We start from the raw sequence: 25,306 nt of genomic DNA on the forward strand, positions 1-25,306 counted from the left end.
ACCAAGGCCGATCGGGCGTGAAAGATTGCTGCAGTGGAGCCGGTGCCGAGCGCGAGCATCCCTGAAGATGCGGCAAGCAACCAAATGGACGACAGCCGATGTCGAAACTGAGACTGAACGGCGTGAGCAAGGCTTACGGCGCAACGCTGGCGCTACGCCGCGGCGACCTTGAGATCGCTGCCGGCGAAGTGCATGTGCTGATGGGCTCCAACGGCTCCGGCAAGAGCACGCTGTGCAAGATCATCGCCGGCAGCGTGCGGCCGGATGGCGGCCAGATCCTGATCAACGACAAGCGCGTGACGATCTCCGGGCCGCAAGCCGCACGCGCCGCCGGCATCGGCATTTTCTACCAGGAACTCAGCCTCGCCAGCCACCGGTCGGTCGAGGAAAACATCTGCCTTTCCGCCCTGCCGGTGAAGGCCGGCCTCTTCATCGACCGGGCGGCAATGAAGGCGCGCGCGGCGCGCTACATCGCCTTGTTCTCGGAGGTCTCCGGCGAAGGTTTCCACGCGGAGGCCCTGGTCGGCAATCTCCGGGCGGACCAGCGGCAACTGGTGGAGATCATGAAGGCGCTCGCCAGCGAAGCGCCGATCCTGATCTTCGACGAGCCGACCTCCGCACTTGACCGCGCCCAGGTCGATCGCTTCTTCGAGATCCTGCGCGATCTCAAAGGCCAGGGTCGCGGCATCATCTTCATCTCGCACCGCATGGACGAAATCACCGCGATCGGCGATCGCGTGACGATCATCCGCGACGGCGAGACCATCGAGACGTTGAAACTCTCCGAGACCGACCCGGCAACGGTCATCCGGCTGATGGTCGGCGGCGCCAGCGACATGCCGGCTGCAAGGTCATCGGCACCAGCGGTGGTGGAAACTGGCGCGCAGACGGCGATCTCCGTACGTAGCCTCTCGGGCAAGGGCTTTCGCGATGTCAGCTTCGAGGTGGCAAAGGGCGAGATCCTCGGGCTCGGCGGGCTGCACGGGCAGGGGCAATCGGCGCTGCTGCGGGCCATCTTCGGCGCAAGCACCGTTTCATCCGGCGAGGTGACGATCGGCGGCGAACGCTATGATGCCAAAAGCCCGCGCGACGCCATTCGCCGTGGCTGCGCCTATGTCTCCGGCGACCGCGGTCGCGACGGCGTCATCAGCGGCCGTCCGATCATAGAGAACGTCACGCCGATCCATTATCTTCGCGACCGGCTGATGCTCGCGCGGCCCTCGAGCCTCAAAAACAAGGCGATGCCGGCGCTCGAAGCGATGCACACCAAGTTTGCGAGCCTCTTCCATCCGATCAATTCGCTTTCCGGCGGCAACCAGCAGAAAGTGATCATCGCCCGATGGCTGATCGATCGGCCCGACGTGCTGCTGCTCGACGACCCAACCAAGGGCATCGACCTCCAGGCCAAGGCCGATCTCTTTGCGCTCATTCGCCAGCTTGCGGCCGAAGGCCTCGGCATCCTGCTCTATTCGTCCGAGGACGCCGAGCTGCTCGGCAACGCCAACCGTATCCTCGTCTTCAACGGCGGCTCGGTGACACGCGAGCTGATCGGTGACGATCGCACCCGCTACAATCTCTACCAGGCTGCATACGAGGCCGCATGATGACATCGACCGCGACAGACATTTCCTCTCCAAGGAGCGGTGGGCTGCGCTCCTGGCTCGAGCGCTACCCCTTCCTGCCGGCACTGGTCATCCTCATCGTGCTGCTGGCGCTGAACGGCCTCTTTTCGCCCAACAGCCTGAGCTACCGCTCGCTGACGGGTCTGCTCAGCACCTATATGGCGCTGATCATGCTGGCGATCGCGCAGACCTATGTCGTCTCCGCCGGCGATATCGATCTTTCCGCCGGCGCGACGCTGTCGCTGGTCAATGTCGCGATCGTCGTCCTGATGGAGCGCTGGGGCGGCGGCGCCGGTGCCGTGCTGCTCGCACTTGCGCTCGGCGTCCTCATCGGACTTGCCTGCGGGCTGGTCAACGGACTGGTCGTCGCAGCACTTCGGCTGCAGGCGATCGTCGCCACCTTTGCGACCAGCATCTTCTTCACCGGGCTGGCGCTCTATGTCATGCCCGTTGCCGGTACGCCGGCGCCGGCACTGTTCTGGCGCACCTATGGCGGCCGCCTCTTGGGCCTGCCCTTCGTCTTCTACGTGCTCGCGGCGCTGGCTGTCCTGCTTTACTTCCTGTCGCGCACGCGCATCGTCACCGAACTGCTGGCCGTCGGTGACGACCAGCAGGCCGCCTATCAGACCGGGCTTCCGGTCGTCGCCGTCCGCATCAAGGGCTACCTTCTGTGCGGACTGTTCTCGGCGCTTGCCGCTTTCTGCCTCACGGGTGATACAGCGAGCGGCGATCCGCTGGTCGGCGGCAAGATGACGCTCTACAGCGTCGCCGCCGTCGTGCTTGGCGGCAGTGCGCTTGCCGGCGGCTGGACGACGGTGGTCGGCTCTCTGCTCGGCGCCCTGACGATCGGCCTCGTCAATTCGCTGGTCTTCTTCATGGGCACGCCGTCGGAATGGCAGAACTTCGTCCAGGGCCTCGCCATTCTGATCGTCTTGATGGCCGGCGTGCTCGCCGGTCGGAGGGCACGCGCATGAGCTGGATTACGTCGTTCTTCAAACAGCCGCTGGTCGTGGCGCTCATCCTCATCGTCGCGCTGCTCTATCTTGGCCAAAGCCTGTCGCCGGGGTTTGCCTCGGCCGATCAGATCCTGCGGCTCTTGATCGTCGCCTCGCTGCTCGGCATCGTCGCCGCCGGCCAGAACGTCGTCATTCTCGGCGGCCGCGAGGGCATCGACCTCTCCGTGGGTGGCGTCGTGTCGCTCTCGGCGATCATCGCCGGCAATGTCATGGACGGTGCCGATGGCGGCATCCTGCCGGCGGTGCTCGCCTGCCTGGCGGCCGGCGCCTTCTTCGGCCTTTTGAACGGCCTCGGCGTCACGCTTCTGCGCATCCCGCCGCTGGTGATGACACTCGGCATGCTGGGCGTGCTGCAGGGCCTGCTGGTGGTCATCCGCCAGGGCATTCCCTCGGGTCGCGCCGCGCCCGGCCTCTCCGCCTTCGTGACCCAGCCGCTGGCGCTCGGCATTCCTGGCATCATCTGGCTCTGGATCGTGATCGGCCTGTTCATGGCCTTCATGCTGAACCGCACCGTCTTCGGTCATCGGATCTACGCGATCGGCTCCAACGAGCACGCGGCCTATATGGCCGGCGTGCCGGTTCGGCTCATGCGCATCGGTCTCTTCATGATCTCGGGCATGTTCGCCGCGATCGCCGGGCTCTGCCTGCTCGGTTATTCCGGATCGTCCTTCGCCAATGTCGGCGAGCAATACATGCTGTCGTCGATCATCGCGGTCGTCTTTGGCGGCACGTCGCTTGCCGGCGGCAAGGGCGGTTACACCGGGACCATGGCCGGCGCGCTGCTGCTTGTCATCCTCCAGGGCATCCTGACGACGGTGAACATCGACGAGTCTGGCCGTCAGATGGTGTTCGGCGCGACGCTGCTGCTGCTCATGCTGTTCTACGGCCGCGGGAGGGCGATGCGCGCATGAGCGACCGGCCGAAGATCAAAGATATCGCAGAACGCGCCGGTGTCTCGGTTGCGACCGTTTCGCGGGCACTGAGCGGCTCGTCGCTGGTGACGGACGAGACACGCCAGCGCATCAACGCGCTGGCGCGCGAGCTCAACTACCGCCCGAATGTCAGCGCCCGCAACTTGCGAACGCGCCGGTCGATGTCGGTACTGCTTGTCGTGCGCGACGTCGGCAACCCCTTCTACCTCGAGATCCTGAAGGGCGTGGAGGCGACGGCGCGCGAGGCCGGTTACGCCGTCCTCATGGGCAACACCGAGAACGACCCGGACCGCGAGGTCGAGTATTTCAACATGCTGCGCGACGGCCATGCCGACGGCATGATCCTGATGACCGGCAAGCTGCCGCCGCCTGAGCCGGGCGAAAGCGCCGATCTCTCGCATCTGCCTGTCGTTATCGCGCTCGAAATGATCGAGGGGTCCGGCTTCCCGCATGTGCAAATCGACAACGTCGCCGCCGCTGAGGCTGCGGTCGACCATCTGATCGCGCTCGGCCATCGCCGCATCGCCCATATCGCTGGTCCCCTGCCGGAGGTCATGGCGCTCCACCGCCGCGACGGCTACCGGGCCGCCATGAAAGCGGCCGGCCTTGCGGTCCCCGAGGGGTACGAGGTGCGCGGCGACTACCTGCTCGAAAGCGGCGAGGCCTGCGCCTCGGACCTTTTCGCCCTGCCGGAGCCGCCGACCGCGATTTTCGCCGCCAACGACGAGATGGCCTACGGCGCAATCCATGCGCTACGGCGGCTTGGCCGCGAGGTGCCCGGCGACGTCTCGGTCGTCGGCTTCGACGATCTCTATCTCAGCAAGGCCTTCTATCCGCCGCTGACGACCGTCAGCCAGCCGCGCGCCGACATCGGTCGCACGGCGATGTCGCAGCTTCTCAACGTCCTCTCGGATGGTGACGTCGCCGCAGAGCCGGCCATCGTCCTGCCGACCACGCTCAACATCCGTGGCAGCACCGCGCCGCCACGTAAATAGCCGGAGGTGGGACGAGGAAAGCCGCGTGCGGTTTTCCGCCCGCACCCCGCCGTTACCAAAATCGATCAATGGGAGAAGAGAATGACACAGCTACCGAAGCAGACGCTGCGCGTGGGTTTCGTCGGATCGGGCTTCATCGCCCATTTCCATCTGAAATCGATGATCGGCGTGCGTAATGTCGAGGTCACCGGCGTCTTCAGCCGCAAGGCCGAGAACCGCGAGAAATTTGCAAATGAGGTCGAGGCGCTTGGTCTCGGCAGCTGCCGCACGCATGAAAGCCTGGAAGCGCTGCTGACCGCCGATGACGTCGACGCGGTCTGGATCCTTTCGCCCAACTACACCCGCATCGACGTCATGCGTTCGCTGCACAAGGCCGTCAAAGACGGCCGCAGCAAGGTCTTCGCCGTTGCCTGCGAAAAGCCGCTTGCCCGCACGGTTGCCGAAGCCCGCGAGATGCTGTCGCTGGCCGAGGATGCCGGCCTCAACCACGGTTATCTGGAAAACCAGGTTTTCTGCACGCCGGTGCTGCGTGGCAAGGAAATCATCTGGCGGCGCGCGGCGACGACCACCGGGCGCCCCTATCTGGCGCGCGCGGCCGAGGAACATTCCGGCCCGCACGAACCCTGGTTCTGGCAGGGCGACAAGCAGGGCGGCGGCGTGCTTTCGGACATGATGTGCCACAGCGTCGAGGTCGCGCGCTACCTGCTGACGGCGCCCGGTGCGCCGCGCAATTCGCTGAAGATCAAGGCGGTAAACGGCACCGTCGCCAACCTCAAATGGACGCGTCCCCACTATGCCGAACAACTGCGCAATCGCTTCGGCAACGAGGTCGATTATCGCAACCGGCCGTCCGAGGATTTTGCCCGCGCCACGGTGACGCTCGAAGACCAGGACGGCAACGAGCTGATGATCGAGGCGACCACCTCCTGGGCCTATGTCGGCGCCGGCTTGCGCATCCAGCTCGAATTGCTCGGACCGGAATATGCGCTCGAATACAATTCGCTCTCTACCGGCCTGAAGATCTTCATGTCGCGCGAGGTCAAGGGCTCGGAGGGCGAGGATCTCGTCGAAAAGCAGAATGCCGAGCAGGGCCTGATGCCGGTGCTCGAGGACGAGGCCGGCGTCTACGGCTATACCGACGAAAACCGCCACATGGTCGAGTGCTTCCGCAAGGGCGAAAAGCCGCTCGAAACCTTCGAGGACGGCCTTGCTGTCGTCGAGATGCTGATGGGGCTTTACCGGTCGGCAGAAATCAACGCGACGCTCAACTTCCCGGCGCCGGAGCTCGAACATTACGTGCCGGTCGTCGCGCGCCGGGGTGCCTGACGACTGAAGTTCAGGCCCGCGCGGTCGAGGCCGTGAGGCCGAGTTTGCGGAGCAATTGGGCGGCGGAGGCAATGACCGTCTTCGCCGGCCCGCCCGCAACGAGGGCGGTCGGCGTAGACGCCTGCGCGTAGAGCCCCCCATAATTATACGCTTTCCTCCATGATCCCGGTTGACGGGGATCAATGTCGCCGGGTGCGCATTTGCCTAGGCTGACTCAGTTCTTAAGTCCGGTCGCGAGGAGGAAACGCGATGACATACAAGACAATTCTCGCCGTGGTCGGCGTCGATCATTCCGCAGACGATCTGCGTGCCGCGGCACAGGTCTGCGCTTCGGCAAACGCTCACCTCTCCCTGTTGATCGTCAAGCTCGCCGCTTCTCCGCCGATCGGCGATTTTGCCGCCGCCATCTCGATTGACTGGCTGAACGAACGTCAGCGCGAGGTCGACAAGCTCGAATCCTGCGTGGCAAGCGCAACCGACGTTCTCACCCGGGAAGGCATCTCGTTCAGCGTCGAAACGAAATACACCGAGGCTGCCTGGGCCGATGACGAGATCGGCGAGCGCGCACGCTATGCCGACCTGACGCTCGTGGGCGACGGCCTGATGCTGGACCCGGAGCTACGGTCGCGCACCATCGACGGGACGCTGTTCAACTCCGCGCGACCGGTCCTCGTCCTGCCCAAGGGCAAGCCCGCGCGGCTTGATCCGAGGACGGTGGTGCTTGCCTGGAACTCCCGGCTGGAAGCGGCCCGTGCGGTACGCGAAGCGCTCGACCTGCTGAAGGGCGCCAAGATCGTCCACGTGACGATGGTCGACCCGCGTTCCGCCTACGGCAAGAACGGCGAGGAACCCGGTGCCGATATCGCCGGCTACCTTGCCCGGCATGGCGTTTCGGTTTCCGTCGAGCGGCTGCCGAGCGGCGGGCATCGGGTCGATGACGTGATCAATCGCTTCGCTTCCGACGTGGCCGCCGATCTGATCGTCATGGGCGCCTATGGCCACTCCAGAATGCGTGAACGCGTCTTCGGCGGCGTCACCCGCTCGATGCTCGAAAACGCAGTGGTACCCGTGCTGATGGCCCATTGACAGGCACGGCCGAGCGCGCAGCCATCTGACTGCGCGCCGACGGTCATCAACCCACAGTGGCTGCCCGCCCGGTCACCTCATCGATCTCGATTTCGAAGAAGAGATGCGGCGAGGCGCCGGTAATTGCCTGATCGCCGGGCTTCAGACCGCCCGGTTCCCACCAGTTCACGCGCTGTTCGAGAAGCGACCAGGCGTTCATGCGCTCGCGATGCCATTGTTTCGTATCCGGCAGTTCCTGATAGCGGCCGTAGATGACGACGCTTCGCCAGTCCTTCCGGTCCGTTGCCGTGTCCATTTGAATGCAGACGCGGGGAGTGGCCCGCATCCAGTCGATCTTCTGCCCGGGCATCGAAAAGCCGTAGAGCCTGTTGGCGGCAAAAGCATATTGGATGGGCACGACATAGGGCTGGCCATCCCGGACGCACCCGAGGCGGGCGATGTGGTTCTCGGCGACGAGGTCGATGCATTCCTGCCGCGACATTTCCCTGATCAACATGAAACTCTCCTTTTGAAAGAGGTCATCTGGCACCAGTCTCTGCCTGTCAGGAGAACAGGCATTGATCTCGCTCAATTCGGGCTTTCGGGCCTCCAGCGCCGAAAATTGTCGGGCACGAGCGGAATAAACCGCCCGACACCCCGTTTGCCCTCCCACGAAATCAGCCCGGTGGCTTTCGTGCGGCGCGGTTGCCGCGCGAGCCTGGGCCAGCAAAAAGGGAGCGTAGCTATGACCATCAGCCCGGTGATCGCTTCGGAAAAAGACCTCGTCACCCTGAACGCGGCGGTAGCCGAACGCATTGACGGCCATATGCCGGTGAGTCAGGTGCGCCTGCTCGTCGGCGCAATGCTCGTCGCCTTTGCCGCCGTCCTGATCTTTCTCGCGGCCGACGGCCTGGTGCTGCCGATGCGCCTTTCGCTGATGGTGTTTGCGACGACGCTGATCTGCTGGACGATCTTCGACCTGCCGGAAACGCCGGTGGCGCTTGCCGGGGCGGCGGCTTTGGCCGTGACCGGCGCCGTCGGCGAAGAGGCGGTTTATGCCGCGCTTGGCAACGACATCGTCTGGCTGATGATGGCGGCATCGGTGATCGCGGCGGTGCTGCAGGCATCTGGTCTCGTTGAGCGGCTCGCCTTCCGGCTGCTTGCCCGTTTCCGCGATGTCAGCCGGCTGTTCTGGGTGGTGACGCTGACGATCTTCGTGACTGCCTTCGTCATCCCCTCGACCTCGGCGCGGGCGGCGATCTTCATGCCGGTCTTCCTGGGGCTTGCCTCGACCATCGGCCGCCCTGGCGTCACCCGCGCGCTGGCCCTCCTGTTCCCGTCGGTGATCCTGCTTTCGGCGGCCGCCTCGCTGACCGGCGCTGGCGCCCATCTCGTTGCCGTCGATTTCATTCGCCGCAGCGGCGGTGAGGCGCCGGGTTTTCTCGGCTGGGCCTTGCTTGCCGCGCCCTTCGCGCTGCTGACGAGCCTCCTTGCCTGCGGCCTGATCCTGCGCTTCTTCCTCGACGATGCCGACCGGAACTCGCGCTTCGACCTGCCGGCCGCGCCTACGGAGAAACCTCCGTTTTCGGCGCGCGACAAGGCAATCCTTGCCGTGACCGCTGCGATCGTCGCAGCACTCGCGACCTCGGACCTGCACGGCATCGCGCTGCCGGTGGTGGCACTCGTCGGCGCTCTTGTCCTTGCGTCGGAAAAGATCTCCGGCATGCCGTTTCGCAAGGCGCTGAAGGGTGTCGAGTGGAACCTGCTTCTGTTTCTTGCCGGCACGCTCGTCATCGGCGAAGCGCTGCTGTCGACCGGCACGGCGACGGAACTTGCCGATCGCCTGATCGGTGCCTTCGGCCAGATCGGCAAGCCGCCGGCGTGGCTGGTCGTGCTTCTCGCCATTGCGGTCGCGACCTTTGCCCATATCGTCCTTGCCTCGCGAACGGCTCGCGCGACAGTGCTCATTCCGGCCGTTGCGCTGCCACTGGCGGGCTTCGGGGTCAGCCCCGCCAGCCTCATCATGGTCACAGCCATAGGTAGTGGCTTTTGCCAGACGCTGATGGTTTCGGCGAAGCCCGTAGCGCTGTTCGGAGGTATGGAACCACCCGCTTTCAGCCCTTCCGATCTCCTGCGCTTGGCCTTGATGCTGGCGCTCCCGTTCATCGCGTTGCTTGCCCTGTTCGCGCTTGTGATCTGGCCTGCAGTCGGGTTGGAAACATGACGATAAGCATCTGATATAATGTCATTTTAAGAGCCGAAGCGTCTGTCGCTTCGGCTCTTTTCTTTTTCTTTTCGTAAAAGAAAGAATTCTGCATTTCGGCCGGAATAAACGTGGCGAGCTGCCGTTTCTCCCTTGCATCCGCATTGTCACAAAAGTGCAAGGAGATTGTCACATGTCACTTACCATTCTGGTTGCACCGTCCGGTTTCAAGGAAAGCCTGTCGGCGGAAGAAGCTGCCAACTGCATCGAGAAGGGCGTGCTGCGCGCCTGCCCGAGCGCCGAGGTCCTCAAGGTGCCCATGGTCGACGGCGGTGAAGGCTTCACCAAGGCGCTCGTCGCTATCACCGGCGGCAGCCTGCACGAACTGACCGTGACCGGCCCGCTCGGCGAACCCGTCGCCTCGCATTTCGGTTTCCTCGGCGGGCAGTCCGAACGCACGGCCGTCATCGAAATGGCCGCGGCCGCCGGTTTGCGACTGGTCCCGCGCGATCGGCGCAACCCCTGCCTCACCACCAGCTACGGCGTCGGTGAGCTGATCCGGGCGGCCCTCGACGCCGGCGCCCGCCGTATCCTGCTTGGCTGCGGCGACAGCGGCATCAACGATGGCGGCGCCGGCATGGCCGCAGCCTTGGGCGTGAAGCTGCTCGACCGGAAGGGCAAACCGCTTGCGCCCGGCGGTGCGGCACTGGCGTCGCTGGCGCGCATCGACATTTCGGGCCGCGATCCGCGCCTCGCCGAGGTTCGCATCGACGCGGCCGTCAACTGGCACAATGTGCTGCTCGGCGCACGCGGCGTTGCCCGTGTCTTCGGGCCGCAGAAGGGCGCAACGCCGGAGCAGGTGGAACTGCTCGCGGCTGCGATGGAGACCTATGCCGCAGCCATCGAGACGGCAACCGGTATCGCGGTCGGCGACGTAGCGGGAGCGGGCGCGTCCGGTGGTCTCGGGGCGGCGGTCATGGGGCTGCTCGGCGGCGCGCTGCATCCGCGCTACGACATCGTGATGCGCTATCTCGATCTCGACAGCATGATCGCCAGGGCCGATCTGGTGATCACCGCCGAAGGCAGCCTCGACGGGCAGACGCCGTTCGGCAAGGTGCCGGCCGAGGTCGGGCACAGGGCCAAGGAGGCGGGCCGCCCCGTGATCGCTCTCGCCGGTACGATCGGCAAGGGCGTGACCCTCAATTTTGAGCACGGCATCGACGCCTTCGCCTCGATCCTGAAGGCGCCCTGCACCCTCGACGATGCCATCAACGCAGCACCGAAACTGCTCGTGCGCGCCGCGGAAGACGCCGTGCGCATGGTGCGCGTCGGCATGCTGCTCAACGAACGCGGACTGGCTGCCTGATTGACGCATCTACCGGTCTGGCGGGATGGTGGCGTTACCGCCTCCCGCCGGAGCCGCGCGGCGGCTACCGTCATGTAATCGCCAAGGTTGTCCTCTCAGTCTTCGTAAACGCAGGACGGATCACGAGGGCCAAACGTAAAATGTCAAATGGATGGGAGGAGTCGGCGGCTGCCTGGATTTCCGGGCTGGGCGCCGAGGGGGATTTTGCGCGGCGCTTCGTCCTCGATGCGCCCATGCTGGAAAGGGCGCGGCAAAGCGGGGCAAGGGCTGTCCTCGATGTCGGGTGCGGCGAGGGGCGGTTCTGCCGGCTGCTTACGGCGGAGGGGCTGAGCACCGTCGGCATCGATCCCGCCGGGTCGCTCGTTAGTCAGGCGAGGCGTCTGCATCCGGATGGTGACTATCGCATCGCACAGGCCGAAGGACTGCCTTTCGCGGAGAAGACTTTCGATCTGGTCGTTGCCTATCTCAGCCTCATCGACATCGCCGATCTGGATGCGGCGGTTGGCGAGATGAACCGGGTTCTGCGCCCGGGCGGTCATCTGCTGATCGCGAACCTGACCAGCTTTTACAGCGCCAGCAACCCGACCGGCTGGCGCGATGGCGGCGATGGCAAGCGCAGTTTCATGATCGACCACTACATGGATGAACGGTCCGATTGGATCGGCTGGGGCGATCTTCGGGTCATGAACTGGCACCGGCCGCTCAGCACCTACATGTCGCTGTTGCTGGGAGCGGGCCTGCAGTTGCGCTATTTCGACGAACCATTGCCGCGTGGCGGCGAACCGGAACAAAGGGACCTCTTTAGAAGGGTCCCCTCGTTCCTGGTCATGGATTGGCAAAAGCCGTAGTTCAGTGCTGCCCGCTCGACGCTGCTACGAGCGGCAGAGCTCGCGGGCATTGAGAACGCCCCAGCCGAACACGGGATCCTTGCCCGGCGCGCCGAGGTCCTGCGCCGTCTCGGTGACGAGTTTTGCAACTTCCTGGGCCGACAGCGACGGATGCGAGGCCCTGAGAATGGCGGAGGCAGCCGTGACGAAGGGGGCGGCAAAGGATGTGCCGGTCTTGGGCGCTGCCCCCTCGATCGAGGCTGCCGTCCAGACACTCGTGCCGAGTGCTGCGACATCGATATGGTCGCCGCGCCCGGCGCGGCGATAGGGCTTGAAGTTGCGGTCGACCGCGGTGACCGCGATCATCGCCGGATAGGCGGCGGGATAGACGGGTTTAGCCCGCGGGCCGTCATTACCTGCCGCCGCCACCTGGATGATGTTTCGCTCGGCGACAAGCGCGACGGTCTTTTCGAGCAGCAGATTGTGTGGCCCGGAGAGGCTCATGTTGATGACCGCGACCTTGCGCGAAGCCAGGAGATCGATGGCGCGTACCAGATCGTAGGTCTCGGCGATATCGCTCTCGCCGCCCTTACGCTGGAAGGCGTCGACGGCGATCAGGTGGGCATTGCCGAGCAGGCCCGGCGCGCGACTGTCCTTCCGCCCGGCAATGAGAGCTGCGACCGCGGTTCCGTGCTGGCGGCCGGATTCCGGTGCCTCTTCCTCCGCCAGCCTGACGATGTCGAGCCTGACGTCTTTCAGTGAGGGATGGGCGGGGTTGATCGCCGTGTCGATCAGCCCGATCGGACCGGCAGCCGGGCACGCGGCGCCGGCGTCGGGCCAGCCGATGGCGGTGCGAACGAGCGCGCAACCGCCGTCGGCACAGGGAGCCGGTGAGGCGGTGCCTTCGTTCGGCTCGAAATAGTGGTTGAGATCGGCGATTGCTCCGGGCGTCGCATCCGCGACCTGCCGGCGGGCATCCTCGAGCGTCATGCCGCGGGGGGCGCCGAGCTTGACGATCTCTGTCGTCGAAAGCCCGAGCGGCTCTCGTGCACGCACTGTGAAGCCGCTTTCCGCAAGGCGCTGGATAGCGGCATCGTTGAGACCGAGCGCGATGATTTCACCGGGAACATGGGTTGCCCGGCGCGCTGCCGGACGCTGGCGCACGACGCGGCGCTCCGACGTCCCGCGGAAGAGATCGAGCAGATTGCCGCCTCCCCGCCAGGTGTTGCTTGAGTCGCGATCGCCTGAGCCGCGGGACGAACCGCCACCGCCACCATCGTCATCGTCGTCGTCCGCCTGGGCCTGACTGATTGAGGCAAAGCGAACGGTTGAATTGCCATCGTTACTACCGCCAAAGGAGAGATCCCCAGCACCGGTTGCCAGGCCGCACAACGACAGGACGGTCAGTCGAAACAGGCGTTTTTTCAAGGTTTTCTCCTTGTGTAGCGCCATCCGAAAACGAAAGCTTACCGTGAACGGACGGACCATAAGTGGTGACTTTCGGGTGTAGTTCCCATAACGCTCAACGGATGAATGGACAAATTATTCCACCGGTGACGAAGGGTAGCGCCAAAAGGAACGCCCGATGACGGATCCGACCATCGTCTTCGGCGAGCGCCTGGTCGCGTTTCTGCCGAACCTGCGCCGCTTTGCCATTTCGCTTTGCCGGTCGCGCGACGTGGCCGACGATCTGGTGCAGGCGGCCTGCGAAAAGGCGCTAGCCGGTTCGGACCGCTTCGAGGAAGGCACGCGCTTTGACGCCTGGATGTTCCGCATCCTGCGCAACCTCTGGATCGACCAGCTGCGCCGGCAGAAGACCGCCGGCCCGACGGAGGAGATCGAGGCGCAGGCCGAACTCGCCGTTCCTTCGGGCGAGGCCGGGAGCGAGGCGCGCATGGCGCTGAAGAGCGTGGCGGCTGCGATCGACGGCCTGGTGCTCGAACAGCGCGAGGTACTGATCCTCACCTGCGTCGAGGAGCTTTCCTACAAGGAGGCAGCCGAGGTTCTCGGCATTCCGATCGGAACCGTCATGAGCAGGCTCGCCCGGGCGCGTAAAAATCTTGCGGAGGCAACGGGAATAGAACCGCCGGTCGCGCGTTCACAGGACATGAGAGGCGGGACAAGATGAGCGACACGGAATTCAGCGATGAGATCTTGATGGCGTTCGCCGACGGCGAACTCGACGAGGCGACAATGCGCCGTGTCGAGGCGGCGCTGGAAACGGACGACGATTTGATGGCGCGCGTGGCGATGTTCATGGAAACGCGCGCCGCCGCAAGCGAGGCGCTGAAGCCGGTGCTCGACGAGCCGGTGCCGGACGAACTGGTCGCTAAGGTGCGGGCCATGGCGGCGGCCGCAGGCGACGCAGCGCGCGCGGCGGACGCACCGGCTGCAGCCGGCGATAATGTCGTGGCCTTCCGGCGCCCTGCGGATCAGCCGGCGTCGCCGAATGGTAGCCCCTCGCGGTTTCTGATGGCGATGGCAGCGTCGCTGCTGGTGGTCGTCGGCGGCGCTGGCGGCTACCTGCTTCGCGGCGGTGGGCTGGCGGATCCAGGCGGGGTGCCGGGCGCGATGCAGGTGGCCGGCACTGTCGGCCCGGCGCTCTCCGCCATCCTCGACAAGGCGGCTTCGGGAGACGAAGTCGCCGTTGGTGAAGGGCAGGGGACGGTCCGGCTGGTATCGGCATTCGAGCTCGGTTCGGGGCAGCTCTGCCGCGAATACGAACTCGCCCAGCCCGGTGAGCCCGGTCTGGTGTCGGTCGCCTGCCGCAAGGCGTCGACCTGGCAGACGCGGCTCGCCGTCGCCAAGCCGGAAGGCGGAGACGGCTACGCGCCGGCCTCGTCACTTGAGACCGTCGATGCCTTCCTGACGTCGATCGGCGCCGGGCAGCCGCTCGATGCGGACGCCGAGAAGAAGGCGCTCTCCGGCAGGAAATAGACCGTGAATTCCAACGTCCGTCAGGCAATCGCTGCGCGCTTCCGGCTTTATCCTAGAGCGGAACCGAAAGCCCGACCTTCACCGGGTCCATCGTCACGAAGGTGCGGAAGCGCTTGATGTTCGCATTGCCGAAGAACATGCGCCGGGTGAAGGCCTCGTAGTCGGCCATGGTCGGCACGATGACGACGAGCATGAAGTCGACGTCACCGGTGACATAGTAGCATTGCTGCACCTCGGGTGCCGCCGTGAATGCCGCCTTGGCCGCATCGAGCAGGGCGATCTGCTCGCTTTCGACCTCCACCTCCACCAGGATCGTCAGCGCCTGATTGACGCTGACCGGATCGATCAGCGCGACATTGGCGCGGATGACGCCGGTTTCTTCCATGCGCTTGATCCGCCGCTGGACGGCGGGCGCCGACAGATTGACCGCCTCGCCGATCTGGCGCTGCGGCGTCGTATTGTCCTTCTGCAGGATGGCGAGAATCGCAAGATCGAAGCGATCCAGTTCGACCTGTGGCTTTTTCGACGGTGCCATCCAGTGCCTTTCGGTTCCTGCTCTCCGGGCCCTGAAGGTGGAACCCCACGCCACGGCACCCCATTAACTTTACAAACTTGCATTCTCGACGGCCATTTAGAGCGCATTTCTCGGCAACGATGAAATAGATTTTCGTGGTCTACGGAGATTGCACCATGTTTCTCGCCAATTCCCATGCCGATTTCGGCCACTCGCTACTGCCCGCGGATGCCGACATGCTGTCGCTTGCCGCCGCCGCCCGTGTCGAGCAGCAGCTTGCGCGCCGCCCCGACCATCGGCCGACGCCGCTTCATGCCTTGCCCGCATTGGCGGACGAACTCGGTATTGCGGGCGTCTTCGTCAAGGACGAAGGCCATCGCCTGGGTCTCGGCAGTTTCAAGGCGCTTGGCGGTTCCTATGCGGTGATCCGGCTGGTGGTCGAGGAGGCGGAACGGCGCCTCGGTCGCAGCATCGATCTCGACGATCTCGACCGGCCAGAGGTTCGGGCAATTGCCGCCGCCCAGACCTTCGGCTGCGCCACCGATGGCAATCACGGCCGCTCGGTTGCCATGGGCGCCCGGCTTGTCGGCGCGAAAGCGGTGATCTTCGTGCACGGAGGCGTCAGCGAAACGCGCATCGAGGCGATCGCGGCCTATGGCGCGGAGATCGTCCGCGTTGCCGGGACCTACGACGATTCCGTCCGGGAGGCCGCGCGGGTCTGTGACGAAAATGGCTGGACCGTCGTCTCGGACACCACCTGGCCGGGCTACGAATACATTCCCGGCCTGGTGATGCAGGGCTACACGGCGCTGCTGAGCGAGGCGCTGCGGCAGATGGAAGAGCCTCCGACGCATGTGTTCGTGCAGGCGGGCGTTGGCGGCATTGCGGCGGCGACCGCGGGGCATCTGGCGCTACGTTATGGCGCAGAGCGTCCACGTTTCGTCGTCGTCGATCCGGCGCGCGCCGCCTGCCTCTACGAAAGCGCCAGAGCCGGACATCCGGTCAAGGTGGCGCATGGCGAGCCGACGATCATGGCGATGCTCGAATGCTACGAGCCGTCGCTTGTCGCCTGGCGTATCCTGTCGCGCGTCGCCGATGCCTTCATGACCGTCGACGAGGAGGATGCCGTTTCGGTGATGAACCGGCTTGCGCGGCCGACAGGCTCTGACCCGGCGATCGTGTCCGGCGAAAGCGGCGGCGTCGGCCTGGCCGGGCTGCTTTCGGTTGCCCGCGATCCAGCGCTGCGGGAAACGCTCGGACTGACCGCGCAGTCGCGCGTCTTCGTCATCAATACCGAGGGTGCGACGGACCCAGAGCGTTATGCTGCCTTGGTCGGCCTGTCGCCCGAGACCGTCGCCAACACATCGAACGAAAGAGGATGACCATGGCGGGAATGGATTTTGACCGGCTTGTGAAGGACATGACCGCCTGGCGCCGCGACCTGCACGCGCACCCGGAATTCGGTTTCGAGGAACAACGCACCTCATCCTTCGTTGCGGCAAAGCTCAGGGGATTCGGGCTCGACGAGGTGGTGGAAGGTGTCGGTGGTACCGGCGTCGTCGGTCGGCTGAAACGCGGCAGCGGCAACCGCGCCATAGCGCTTCGGGCCGACATGGATGCGCTGCGGATACCGGAACAGGGAGAGCTTCCCTATCGCTCGACGAAGCCCGGCACCATGCATGCCTGCGGCCATGACGGTCACACGGCCATGCTGCTTGGCGCCGCCAAGATGCTCGCCGAAGACGGCGGCTTCGATGGTACCGCATGCTTTATCTTCCAGCCGGCCGAGGAGTGGGGCAAGGGCGCGCTGGCGATGCTCGACGACGGACTGATGGAACGTTTTCCCTTCGACGAAATCTACGGCCTGCACAACATGCCGGGGCTGCCGGTCGGCCGTTTCGAAACCCGCGTCGGCGCCATCATGTCGGCGGAGGACAATTTCGAGATCGTGCTCAAAGGCGTCGGCGGGCACGCGGCGCGGCCGCACTGGGGTAACGAGACGCTGGTCGCCGCCTGCGCCACCGTCGTCAATCTGCAGACGATCGTGTCGCGCCGCCTCTCGCCGACGGATATCGGTGTCGTTTCGGTCACCGAGCTTTTGACCGACGGCACGCGCAACGCGCTGCCCGGTCTCGCCCGCATCCTCGGCGATGCCCGCAGCTTCCGCCCGGAGGTCAGCGCCAAGATCGAAGCGGAGATGCGGGTGATCGCCAAGGGTACGGCGGATGCCTATGGCTGCGAGGTCGAGGTCAACTACACGCGCGAGTTCGTGCCACTGATCAATGACCCGGCCCTGACCGGCCACGCCTTTGCCGCAGCAGAAACGGTGTTCGGGACCGGGAATGTCGCAACGGCCGCCGAGCCGATGACCGGCTCGGAGGATTTCGCACGCTTCCTTGAGCACGTTCCGGGCTGCTTCGTCTTTATCGGCAATGGCGAGACATCGGCGCCGCTGCACAATCCGCGTTACGACTTCAACGACGACGCCCTGATCTTCGGCGCGCGTTATCACGCCGAGATTATCCGGCAGAGACTGGCGTTGGCTGATAGCCGGCCATGAACCAAAATCCGCATGAAAGCAGGACTAACATGTCATTTCCTTCCATCGACGCCGCGCGCCTCATCGGGCGCATCCGCGAGCTTGGCGAAATCGGTCGCGATGCAGAAGGGCGACTGACCCGGCTGGCCGGCTCCGACAACGACAAGGCCGGCCGCAACCGCCTCGTCGCCTGGATCGAGGCGGCGGGCCTCGATGTGGCCGTGGACCAGATTGGTAACATCTTCGGCATCTGGCGCAGCGAGGAGAACAGCGGCGAAGCGCCGATCATGCTCGGCTCGCACATCGATACGGTCATCAATGCCGGCATCTATGACGGATGTTACGGCGTACTCGCCGCGCTCGAAGTAATCGAGACGCTGAAGGACCGTGGCGTGACGCCGGCCCGACCGATCGTCGTTGCCGCCTTTACCAATGAGGAGGGCGTGCGTTTTGCGCCCGACATGCTCGGCTCGCTCGTCTATGCCGGCGGCCTGCCGCTGGACGCAGCGCTCGCGACCATCGGCACGGATGGCTCGTCGCTGGGCGAGGAACTCGAGCGGATTGGCTATGCCGGCAACATCGAGCCGGGGTTCCTCAAGCCCCACGCCTATGTCGAGCTCCATATCGAGCAGGGGCCGGTGCTGCAGCGCGAGGGCTTTTCGATCGGTGCCGTCGAGAACCTGCAGGGCATTTCCTGGCAGCGCGTGACGATCGATGGCGTCGCCAACCATGCCGGCACCACGCCGATGGCAATGCGTTCCGACGCCGGTCTCGCGGCCGCGCGTGTCGGCCTCTTCCTGCGCGAGCATATTGCCCGGTCGAACGCGCCGAGTGTCGCGACCATTGGCACCATGCGTTTCGAGCCCGACGCGATCAACGTCATCCCATCGCGTGCCGCCTTCACCGTCGATCTGCGCGATCCGGACGAGGATCGGCTGCAGGCGCTCGAAGCGGCGCTTGCGGACTTTCTGGTGCGCATCGGCGCGGAAGAGGGGGTAACGATCTCGGTCGAGCGGCTGGCACGCTTCCAGCCGGTCGCCTTCGATCAGGGCATCGTCGCAGCGGTCGAGGCTTCGGCGAAGGCGCGAGGCCTCAAGAGCCGGCGCATGACCTCGGGCGCCGGTCATGATGCCCAGATGATCGCCCGCATCGCGCCGACGGCGATGATCTTCGTTCCGAGCCGCGACGGCATCAGCCATAATCCGCGCGAACACACGGAGCCGGATGATCTGGTCGCCGGCGCCAACGTGCTGCTCGATGTGGTCGAGCGGATGGTGAGTGGTCGCTAGAGGGCTATAGGGCTATAGGGACGTTGCGCGTTCGTTGATCGAACGGGATCGATAGCGCGCCTCCCGCTGCTCCGTCATGCCAGGGCTTGGCCCAAGCATCCAGGCGCAGACGCTTCTATGTCTGCGATAAACAGCACACGGCATCCTTCCGCGCGACGAAGCAGACATCTCTTCAGGGCTCTGTTCTGGTGTGACCCGCGCTTTTGCGGGATCCCGCATCGCTCTTCTGCCGGGTGGAAGACTCTGGCCCGCTCCCCTCGGGAGGCTCTTCCGGTGTCCGGCGAAAAAGATTGAGGAAACTGCTGCCGCCGTGCCATACGCTGCCGGTTGGTCCGTAATCCCGCCCGTCGCGCGAAGAGGATGAGTGGCGCTCGCTGTCTCCGCCGCTCAGGCCGCTTCCGTCGATGACGCCGCCTCCACCGCCAGCCCCGGTCCCGCCGGGCTCGCCGCCCACGCCGCTACCATCGCCGGAGCCCCAATCGCCGCCACCCTCTGTGCCGTTGCTTCCGCCGCTCCCGACGTTTTCGCTACCTTGGTCGCTGCCGCCCGCGGCACCTTCACCATTCGTGCCGCCGGCATCGGCGTCGTCCGCATGGGCAGCGGAAATCCAGGAAAGGCCCCCGGCAAAGCCCCGGTCACCGTTGAGGCGCGGCAGATCTCCGCCGAATGCTGCAAGGGCTCCTATGGACAAGGCCGTCAGTCTCAACAGGCATGTCCTCAAGTCATTCTCCTTGTGCAAACGGCGTTCTTGCGTGCGCGGGTACAGTTCGGCTGCCCGCCGCGAATGAATTTCGCCGACAGCGACTTTTGCGTGCGCCTTGCATATCGTTCAATCGATGTGGGGACAAGCTATTGGGGGGACGGGCGACACGGAGCGCAAGGTGCGGGCCTCTGGCGGCGGCCACGACATACAGATGATCGCCCTCATCGCTGAGGCGTCGCGAGAGGGACAGAGGACGTTGCATGTTTGTTGATTGAACGGGGTCGTTGGCGCGCCTCCCACCCTCCGTCATGCTCGGCTCAAGCCCAAGCATGACGGAGGAGGAGAGCCTTGGCGATCGCCGCTTCCGCTTCCGAGGCGGGAGGCGCAGCCCTGAGTGAACTGAAGGGGCCGTGACTGGCCCCTTCAACGAGTCTCTGTCGTCTACTCGGCCGCGCCAGCCGCCCCTTCCACCGGCATATAGAGGTCGCCGCCCTCGCGGTATTTCGCGGCCATTGCCTCCAGGCCTTCCTTCTGCGCTTCTGCGCGGATGTCGTGCGAGATCCGCATCGAGCAGAATTTCGGGCCGCACATGGAGCAGAAATGCGCGACCTTGTGCGCTTCCTTCGGCAGTGTCTCGTCGTGGAAGTTACGGGCCGTCTCCGGGTCGAGCGAGAGGTTGAACTGGTCCTCCCAGCGGAATTCGAAGCGCGCGCGCGATAGCGCGTCGTCGCGCACCTGGGCGGCCGGATGGCCCTTGGCGAGATCGGCGGCATGGGCGGCGATCTTGTAGGTGATGACGCCGACCTTGACGTCGTTGCGATCGGGAAGACCGAGATGCTCCTTCGGCGTGACGTAGCAGAGCATGGCGGTGCCGAACCAGCCGATCATCGCCGCGCCGATGCCCGACGTGATGTGGTCGTAGCCGGGCGCAATGTCCGTCGTCAGCGGTCCGAGTGTGTAGAACGGCGCCTCGCCGCAGACGGCGAGTTGCTTGTCCATGTTCTCCTTGATCTTGTGCATCGGCACGTGGCCGGGGCCTTCGATCATCACCTGACAATCCTTGGCCCAGGCGATCTTGGTGAGCTCGCCGAGCGTTTCGAGTTCGGCGAATTGTGCCGCGTCGTTGGCATCGGCGATCGAGCCGGGGCGCAGGCCGTCGCCGAGCGAGAAGGAGACGTCATAGGCGCGGCAGATGTCGCAGATTTCCTCGAAATGCTCGTAAAGGAAGCTCTCGCGATGGTGATGCAGACACCACTTGGCCATGATCGAGCCGCCGCGCGAAACGATGCCGGTGACGCGATCGACGGTGAGCGGGATGTAGTGCAGCCGGACGCCGGCATGGATGGTGAAATAGTCGACGCCCTGTTCAGCCTGCTCGATCAGCGTGTCGCGATAGACTTCCCAGGTGAGGTCCTCGGCAATGCCGTTGACCTTTTCCAGCGCCTGGTAAAGCGGCACGGTGCCGATCGGAACCGGTGAGTTGCGGATGATCCATTCGCGGATGTTGTGGATGTTGCGGCCGGTCGAAAGGTCCATGACGGTGTCGGCGCCCCAGCGCGTCGCCCAGACCATCTTTTCGACCTCTTCCGCCATCGACGAGGTGACGGCGGAGTTGCCGATATTGGCATTGATCTTCACCAGAAAATTACGGCCGATGATCATCGGCTCGGATTCCGGATGGTTGATGTTGGCAGGCAGGATCGCGCGGCCGCTGGCAATTTCCTGGCGCACGAATTCGGGTGTCACGTGATCGGGGATGTGGGCGCCGAAGCTCTCGCCGTCGCGGACTTTCGCACGCGCCGCGTCGCGGCCGAGATTTTCGCGGATCGCCACGAACTCCATTTCCGGCGTGATGATGCCGGCGCGGGCATAGGCAAGCTGGGTCACTGGGCGGCCGCCCGTGGCCTTCAGCGGCGCATGCTGGAACGGGAAGGTCGGTGTCAGCCTGTCGCCGCTCACAAAGCCGTTGTCCTCGGGGCGGACCACGCGTCCCTCATAGGTTTCCACATCGCCGCGGTCGACGATCCAGTTGCGGCGCAGCCGCGGCAGGCCGTCCTCGATGCGGATCTCGGCGTCGTCGGCGGTGTAGGCGCCGGAGGAATCATAGACCGTAACCGGTTGCTCGCCCGACGTCGGGTGGAGCGCAATCTCGCGCATCGGCACGCGGATATCCGGATGAAGCACGCCCGGCTTGTGGATCTTGCGGGAGGCGGGAAGCGGTCCTTGCGTGACGGTGAGGGCTGCGGGTTTGGTGGCAATATTCATGACGAGGCTCCAAGTTTGCAATTGGAGACCCAGTTCTGATGCCGGAAAGATGAAAGACGCTCCGCCAGATGCTGGACGCACGGAATCCTGGCTTCGATATCTGCACCGTCCCTACGCCAGTATGAACTGGATCAGGTTCAACGGGTCACTGCGCCACAGCCGGCAAGCCGGCCATCCAGCAGAATCTCAGCCCCTTGCGGGACCCCCCTGGTGAATGCCTAGATCATAGCCATCGATCGGCCCGGGTCGTCAAGCGTGAATTCGCCTGCCGACAAAGATGCACCTATTGCGTGTGGTGACGGATTCGGGTTTGACGCTAGCGGCCGGCCTTTTCCGGTGCGGCCCGCTCGGCGTAATCGGCACGGTTGATGCCGTGGCGCTGGAGCTTGTCGTAGAATGTCTTGCGCGGAATGCCGAGCGCCTCGATCGTCGCCTTGACGTCGCCGCGCTGAGCCCGCAACACCTCTTTCAGGATCTCCGCCTCGTAGCGTTCGAGCCGTTCCGGGAGTGCAAATCCAGGCTGTTCGGTGGGCGCAATCGGCTGTCCCAGCGGACCTTCGACACCAAGCGCCACGCGTTCTGCAAAGTGCGAGAGCTCGCGCACATTGCCCGGCCAGGCATGCGTCATCAGATGTCTCTGCACGGCCGATGTGACCACAGGCGCGTCGCGCTTGAAGCGCTCGGCCGCCCGGGTCAGGAAGTGCGAGAAGAGCAGCGGGATATCGTCTCGACGTTCGCGCAGCGGTGGGATCGACAGCGTTACGACATTCAATCTAAAGTAGAGGTCTTCCCGGAAATCGCCGCGCTGCGCCGGGTCGCCAAGATCGATTTTGGCAGCCGCGATGACGCGGATATCGACCGGACGAACCTGGTTGGTGCCAAGCGGCGTGATTTCGCGCGCTTCCAGAACGCGCAGCATCTTCACCTGAGTCGCCGGTGGCATCGCCTCGATCTCGTCGAGGAACAGCGTGCCGCCGCTCGCATGCTCGATCCGGCCGATGCGCTTCTTCAAGGCGCCGGTGAAGGCGCCCTGTTCGTGGCCGAAGAGTTCGCTTTCGATCACCGTTTCGGGCAGCGCCCCGCAATTCAGCGCCACGAAGTTGCCGTTGCGGCGTCGGCTCCAATTGTGGAGCAGCGTCGCCACCACCTCCTTGCCGCTGCCCGTCTCGCCGGCGACGAGCACGTCGACATCGGTATCGGCAATGTGCCGGATCGTCTGGCGCAAACGTTCCATGACCGGCGTCTGGCCGATCAGCGGCAGGTTGTCGCCGGCCGTCTCGGCGGCCCGTTTCAGCGCGCGGTTTTCCATCACGAGCCGGCGTTTTTCCAGCGCGCGATGCACGCTCTGCACCAGCCGGTCGGCGGCAAAGGGTTTGGGGATGAAGTCGTAGACGCCATCCTGCAGCGCCTGCACTGCCATCGGGATATCGCCATGGCCGGTCACCAGGATCACCGGCAGATCCGCGTCGAAAGCTTCGATGCGGCGGAAGAAGGCGAGGCCGTCGATGCCCGGCATGCGGATATCGCTGACGACGACGCCGTCGAAATTCGCATCCAGCGTCTTCAACGCTTCGGCAGCGCTGGCAAAAGGGGTAACGGCGAGGCCGGCGAGTTCCAGCGTCTGCGTCATCGCCTTGCGCAGATGGTTGTCGTCGTCGACGAGATAGACGGTCGGCTGCATCGCTCAGGCCCTCTTCAGGCGAACCGTGAAGACGGTGCCCCTGTCGCTGGTTTCGACGGTGATATCGCCGCCATAGTCGGCGACGATCTCCTTGGAGATGGCAAGGCCGAGGCCGAGCCCTTCATCCTTCGAGGTGTTGAACGGCGTGAACAGATCCTCGTGGATGTGCAGGGGAATGCCTGGGCCGTTATCGGCAACGACGAGCAAAACCGTCCCGGAGGGACCGTCCTCGCAGCGCACGCGGATCTCGGCGCCGCTGCGCGTGCCGAGCGCTTCCAGGGCATTTTGCAAAAGGTTGATCAGCACCTGCTCGAGCCGGATGCGGCTGCCGAGGACGCTGAGGCCATTTTCCGGCAGGTCGATGACGATCGCATCCATGCGGCCGGCAAAGCGGCTGCGCAGCAACATCATCGCCCCCTCGATCACGTCGCGCATGGGCGTCGGCTCGGCGACGAAGCGGCCCTTGCGAGCGAAGCTTCTGAGTTCGTCGGTGATGGTGCCGACCCGATCGGTCAGTTCGGCGATGCTGACAAGGTTCTCGACCGCGGTCTGCTGCTGGCCGCGTTCGAGGAAGGTGCGGGCGTTGTCGGCATAGGCGCGGATGGTCGCGACCGGCTGGTTGATCTCGTGGGCGACGCCGGCCGCCACCTGGCCAAGGATCGCCAGCCGGTTCGCCTGAACCAGTTCCTGCTGCACCGCCTGCAGCTTCTCGCCAGTACGCCGGTGGTCGGCGATCTCCGTTTCGAGATGATCGCGGGCAAGGCTGAGGTCATGTGTGCGCTCCGCCACGCGGGTCTCCAGCTCGTCGCGCGCGGCGCGATCGCGCGCAGACACCAGTGCCAGCGTCTGGCGGCGGCGCAGGAGGACCGCGGTAAAAGCGAGCAGCGGTGCGAGGAGGGCCAGGGCAATCAGCCGGGCCTCGCGGGTTGCCGCCGAGATCGCGCCATCGAGCGGTGCTAGCTGCTCCAGCCGCCAGCTGGTGGTCGGAACCATGGTTTCGACCCGGAGGAACCGACGTTCGCTTTCGCCCGGCAACAGTGCGCGCAACTCGCTGGAGCCATCGCTGGTCGGCTCGATGTCGCGGAAGGGCAGCGGCAGCAGCGAGGCATCGCCAAATTGCAGGCTGTCGCGGATGGCGGCGACGCGGTCGCGTGGAATTGTTCTGGTCGTCATGAAGCGCCAGGAGGGGAAGCTGGTGATCAGCACGATGCCGCGCCGGTCGGTGACGTAGACCGGCTTGCCGGAGGCGAGCCATTCGGCTTCCACATCGTCGAATTCGAGCTTGGCGACGACGACGCCGATCGGGCCGTCAGGACCCTGGACCCGACGCGAAATGTAGAGGCCCGGCCGCTTGCTGACGTTGCCCATGGCGAAATGCTCGGCCTTGCCGTCGCGCATCGCCATGCGGAAATATTCGCGGAAGGCATAGTCGTTGCCAACGAAACTCGTCGGCTCGCGCCAGTTGCTGGCAGCGACGGCGACGCCATCGGGGCCGATCACGTAGATGACAGCGGCGTCCGTGTTGGTCGCCAGCGCCTGCAGCTTCTCGTTCAGCCGTTGCAGCGCCTCTGTGCCGCGGGTCGAAAGGGCTGCCATCACCTCGACATCGTCGGCCAGCACCAGCGGCGTCGAGCGTTGGCGTTCGAGTACGGCGCGCAGCAGCGAGGCCTTCAGATTGGCATCGATCCGGCTTTGGGCATCGACAGTTTCGAGCGCCTGGCTTCGGCCGTACTCGCCGGCAAGCAGGAGCGCGGCGACAAGCAGCGCGACGGCAAGGCCGGCAAAGACCAGCCAGGTGCGGCGCATCGACTGGTCGAGATCTGCCAGATTGAGGGGGGCGGACAGGGCGTTGAACATGGCCCAATTGTGCATTTTTTCGCTCAGTCTTCCAGATGGCTTGTGCGGAAATCCGCTCAACTCTTTGTGCGCACCGAGCCGCCTGCACAAAACATCCTCATCAATTCAAAGGCTTGGTTCCTGCCGCGGCCAACTGGCACGACCGTTGCAAATGACATCCTCATGACAG

The 25,306-nt window shown here is 64.9% G+C and carries 21 protein-coding genes and 1 riboswitch; of the genes, 14 read left to right on the plus strand and 7 right to left on the minus strand.

Going from position 1 to position 25,306, the window contains the following annotated elements; genetic code table 11:
- Positions 1–98 precede the first annotated feature (98 nt).
- The 6 genes from ASD01_RS26155 to ASD01_RS26180 all read left to right on the plus strand — a co-directional run bounded on the left by ASD01_RS26155 (position 99) and on the right by ASD01_RS26180 (position 6,977).
- Positions 99–1,604, plus strand: a complete 1,506-nt coding sequence (locus ASD01_RS26155) for a sugar ABC transporter ATP-binding protein (protein WP_034805659.1) — start codon at positions 99–101, stop codon at positions 1,602–1,604.
- On the plus strand, positions 1,604–2,596 hold the full coding sequence (locus ASD01_RS26160) for an ABC transporter permease (RefSeq protein ID WP_034805955.1): 993 nt from the start codon (positions 1,604–1,606) through the stop codon (positions 2,594–2,596). Before ASD01_RS26155 ends, ASD01_RS26160 begins: the two co-directional genes overlap by 1 nt.
- Complete coding sequence (locus ASD01_RS26165) at positions 2,593–3,549, plus strand: ABC transporter permease (RefSeq protein WP_060644646.1); 957 nt, start codon at positions 2,593–2,595, stop codon at positions 3,547–3,549. The genes ASD01_RS26160 and ASD01_RS26165 overlap by 4 nt, the downstream gene beginning before the upstream one ends.
- Complete coding sequence (locus tag ASD01_RS26170) at positions 3,546–4,565, plus strand: LacI family DNA-binding transcriptional regulator (RefSeq protein WP_060644648.1); 1,020 nt, start codon at positions 3,546–3,548, stop codon at positions 4,563–4,565. The genes ASD01_RS26165 and ASD01_RS26170 overlap by 4 nt, the downstream gene beginning before the upstream one ends.
- An 81-nt stretch (positions 4,566–4,646) precedes the next feature.
- Entirely contained in the window at positions 4,647–5,891 is a 1,245-nt protein-coding gene (locus ASD01_RS26175) for a Gfo/Idh/MocA family protein (protein ID WP_034805665.1), read from the plus strand.
- Positions 5,892–6,140: 249 nt separating this feature from the next.
- Positions 6,141–6,977, plus strand: a complete 837-nt coding sequence (locus tag ASD01_RS26180) for a universal stress protein (protein WP_034805667.1) — start codon at positions 6,141–6,143, stop codon at positions 6,975–6,977.
- Between the two features lie 46 nt (positions 6,978–7,023).
- Here the strand turns inward: ASD01_RS26180 and ASD01_RS26185 are convergent, their stop codons facing one another.
- Positions 7,024–7,473 (minus strand): pyridoxamine 5'-phosphate oxidase family protein, encoded by a 450-nt coding sequence (locus ASD01_RS26185; protein ID WP_034805669.1) that lies wholly within the window; start codon positions 7,471–7,473, stop codon positions 7,024–7,026.
- Between the two features lie 228 nt (positions 7,474–7,701).
- On the opposite strand from ASD01_RS26185, the gene ASD01_RS26190 reads away from it, so the two are divergent.
- From ASD01_RS26190 to ASD01_RS26200, 3 genes are all read left to right on the plus strand, one after another.
- The gene (locus tag ASD01_RS26190; RefSeq protein WP_234798788.1) at positions 7,702–9,180 is read left to right on the plus strand and encodes an SLC13 family permease; all 1,479 of its coding nucleotides are present in this window, start codon (positions 7,702–7,704) and stop codon (positions 9,178–9,180) included.
- A gap of 172 nt (positions 9,181–9,352) precedes the next feature.
- On the plus strand, positions 9,353–10,525 hold the full coding sequence (locus ASD01_RS26195) for a glycerate kinase family protein (protein WP_034805670.1): 1,173 nt from the start codon (positions 9,353–9,355) through the stop codon (positions 10,523–10,525).
- 140 nt (positions 10,526–10,665) lie between these two features.
- Positions 10,666–11,373 (plus strand): class I SAM-dependent methyltransferase, encoded by a 708-nt coding sequence (locus ASD01_RS26200; protein WP_034805671.1) that lies wholly within the window; start codon positions 10,666–10,668, stop codon positions 11,371–11,373.
- Positions 11,374–11,397: 24 nt separating this feature from the next.
- On the opposite strand, the gene ASD01_RS26205 is transcribed toward ASD01_RS26200, so the two are convergent.
- Positions 11,398–12,780: a S8 family serine peptidase gene (locus tag ASD01_RS26205; protein ID WP_226020775.1), complete on the minus strand. Its 1,383-nt coding sequence runs from the start codon at positions 12,778–12,780 to the stop codon at positions 11,398–11,400.
- A 157-nt stretch (positions 12,781–12,937) separates the two neighbouring features.
- Here ASD01_RS26205 and ASD01_RS26210 point away from each other — a divergent pair, with 157 nt between their 5' ends.
- Together ASD01_RS26210 and ASD01_RS26215 are read left to right on the plus strand one after the other, a co-directional pair.
- Entirely contained in the window at positions 12,938–13,480 is a 543-nt protein-coding gene (locus ASD01_RS26210) for an RNA polymerase sigma factor (protein WP_034805673.1), read from the plus strand.
- Positions 13,477–14,289, plus strand: coding sequence for an anti-sigma factor family protein (locus ASD01_RS26215; RefSeq protein WP_060644650.1), 813 nt, complete (start codon positions 13,477–13,479; stop codon positions 14,287–14,289). Before ASD01_RS26210 ends, ASD01_RS26215 begins: the two co-directional genes overlap by 4 nt.
- Before the next feature lie 52 nt (positions 14,290–14,341).
- Here the strand turns inward: ASD01_RS26215 and ASD01_RS26220 are convergent, their stop codons facing one another.
- Complete coding sequence (locus tag ASD01_RS26220) at positions 14,342–14,824, minus strand: Lrp/AsnC family transcriptional regulator (RefSeq protein WP_034805679.1); 483 nt, start codon at positions 14,822–14,824, stop codon at positions 14,342–14,344.
- 155 nt (positions 14,825–14,979) lie between these two features.
- On the opposite strand from ASD01_RS26220, the gene ASD01_RS26225 reads away from it, so the two are divergent.
- From ASD01_RS26225 to ASD01_RS26235, 3 genes are read left to right on the plus strand one after another with little or no spacing between them, the layout of a single operon-like run.
- Positions 14,980–16,185: a diaminopropionate ammonia-lyase gene (locus ASD01_RS26225; protein ID WP_060644651.1), complete on the plus strand. Its 1,206-nt coding sequence runs from the start codon at positions 14,980–14,982 to the stop codon at positions 16,183–16,185.
- Between the two features lie 2 nt (positions 16,186–16,187).
- Positions 16,188–17,363 carry a M20 aminoacylase family protein gene (locus ASD01_RS26230; protein WP_060644653.1) on the plus strand — a complete coding sequence of 392 codons (1,176 nt, stop codon included), beginning with the start codon at positions 16,188–16,190 and terminating at the stop codon, positions 17,361–17,363.
- A 29-nt stretch (positions 17,364–17,392) separates the two neighbouring features.
- Positions 17,393–18,631 (plus strand): Zn-dependent hydrolase, encoded by a 1,239-nt coding sequence (locus ASD01_RS26235; RefSeq protein WP_034805688.1) that lies wholly within the window; start codon positions 17,393–17,395, stop codon positions 18,629–18,631.
- Between the two features lie 172 nt (positions 18,632–18,803).
- Here the strand turns inward: ASD01_RS26235 and ASD01_RS37315 are convergent, their stop codons facing one another.
- From ASD01_RS37315 to ASD01_RS26255, 4 genes are all read right to left on the minus strand, one after another.
- Positions 18,804–19,337, minus strand: a complete 534-nt coding sequence (locus tag ASD01_RS37315; protein WP_156623704.1) for a hypothetical protein — start codon at positions 19,335–19,337, stop codon at positions 18,804–18,806.
- 438 nt (positions 19,338–19,775) lie between these two features.
- Positions 19,776–21,599, minus strand: coding sequence for a phosphomethylpyrimidine synthase ThiC (gene thiC, locus ASD01_RS26245; RefSeq protein ID WP_060644657.1), 1,824 nt, complete (start codon positions 21,597–21,599; stop codon positions 19,776–19,778).
- A gap of 90 nt (positions 21,600–21,689) precedes the next feature.
- Positions 21,690–21,818, minus strand: a riboswitch (TPP riboswitch).
- 97 nt (positions 21,819–21,915) lie between these two features.
- On the minus strand, positions 21,916–23,280 hold the full coding sequence (locus tag ASD01_RS26250; protein ID WP_060644659.1) for a sigma-54-dependent transcriptional regulator: 1,365 nt from the start codon (positions 23,278–23,280) through the stop codon (positions 21,916–21,918).
- Positions 23,281–23,283: 3 nt separating this feature from the next.
- Positions 23,284–25,152, minus strand: a complete 1,869-nt coding sequence (locus ASD01_RS26255; RefSeq protein ID WP_034805700.1) for a sensor histidine kinase — start codon at positions 25,150–25,152, stop codon at positions 23,284–23,286.
- Between the last annotated feature and the right edge of the window lie 154 nt (positions 25,153–25,306).

It is taken from the genome of Ensifer sp. Root423 (assembly GCF_001426275.1).
Classification (GTDB): Bacteria; Pseudomonadota; Alphaproteobacteria; order Rhizobiales; family Rhizobiaceae; genus Ensifer; species Ensifer adhaerens.

Coding starts and splice junctions, on each gene's coding strand:
- ASD01_RS26155 (WP_034805659.1), top strand. CDS start 99: ATGTCGAAACTGAGACTGAACGGCGTGAGCAAGGCTTACGGCGCAACG.
- ASD01_RS26160 (WP_034805955.1), top strand. CDS start 1,604: ATGACATCGACCGCGACAGACATTTCCTCTCCAAGGAGCGGTGGGCTG.
- ASD01_RS26165 (WP_060644646.1), top strand. CDS start 2,593: ATGAGCTGGATTACGTCGTTCTTCAAACAGCCGCTGGTCGTGGCGCTC.
- ASD01_RS26170 (WP_060644648.1), top strand. CDS start 3,546: ATGAGCGACCGGCCGAAGATCAAAGATATCGCAGAACGCGCCGGTGTC.
- ASD01_RS26175 (WP_034805665.1), top strand. CDS start 4,647: ATGACACAGCTACCGAAGCAGACGCTGCGCGTGGGTTTCGTCGGATCG.
- ASD01_RS26180 (WP_034805667.1), top strand. CDS start 6,141: ATGACATACAAGACAATTCTCGCCGTGGTCGGCGTCGATCATTCCGCA.
- ASD01_RS26185 (WP_034805669.1), bottom strand. CDS start 7,473: ATGTTGATCAGGGAAATGTCGCGGCAGGAATGCATCGACCTCGTCGCC.
- ASD01_RS26190 (WP_234798788.1), top strand. CDS start 7,702: ATGACCATCAGCCCGGTGATCGCTTCGGAAAAAGACCTCGTCACCCTG.
- ASD01_RS26195 (WP_034805670.1), top strand. CDS start 9,353: ATGTCACTTACCATTCTGGTTGCACCGTCCGGTTTCAAGGAAAGCCTG.
- ASD01_RS26200 (WP_034805671.1), top strand. CDS start 10,666: ATGTCAAATGGATGGGAGGAGTCGGCGGCTGCCTGGATTTCCGGGCTG.
- ASD01_RS26210 (WP_034805673.1), top strand. CDS start 12,938: ATGACGGATCCGACCATCGTCTTCGGCGAGCGCCTGGTCGCGTTTCTG.
- ASD01_RS26215 (WP_060644650.1), top strand. CDS start 13,477: ATGAGCGACACGGAATTCAGCGATGAGATCTTGATGGCGTTCGCCGAC.
- ASD01_RS26220 (WP_034805679.1), bottom strand. CDS start 14,824: ATGGCACCGTCGAAAAAGCCACAGGTCGAACTGGATCGCTTCGATCTT.
- ASD01_RS26225 (WP_060644651.1), top strand. CDS start 14,980: ATGTTTCTCGCCAATTCCCATGCCGATTTCGGCCACTCGCTACTGCCC.
- ASD01_RS26230 (WP_060644653.1), top strand. CDS start 16,188: ATGGCGGGAATGGATTTTGACCGGCTTGTGAAGGACATGACCGCCTGG.
- ASD01_RS26235 (WP_034805688.1), top strand. CDS start 17,393: ATGTCATTTCCTTCCATCGACGCCGCGCGCCTCATCGGGCGCATCCGC.
- thiC (WP_060644657.1), bottom strand. CDS start 21,599: ATGAATATTGCCACCAAACCCGCAGCCCTCACCGTCACGCAAGGACCG.
- ASD01_RS26250 (WP_060644659.1), bottom strand. CDS start 23,280: ATGCAGCCGACCGTCTATCTCGTCGACGACGACAACCATCTGCGCAAG.
- ASD01_RS26255 (WP_034805700.1), bottom strand. CDS start 25,152: ATGCACAATTGGGCCATGTTCAACGCCCTGTCCGCCCCCCTCAATCTG.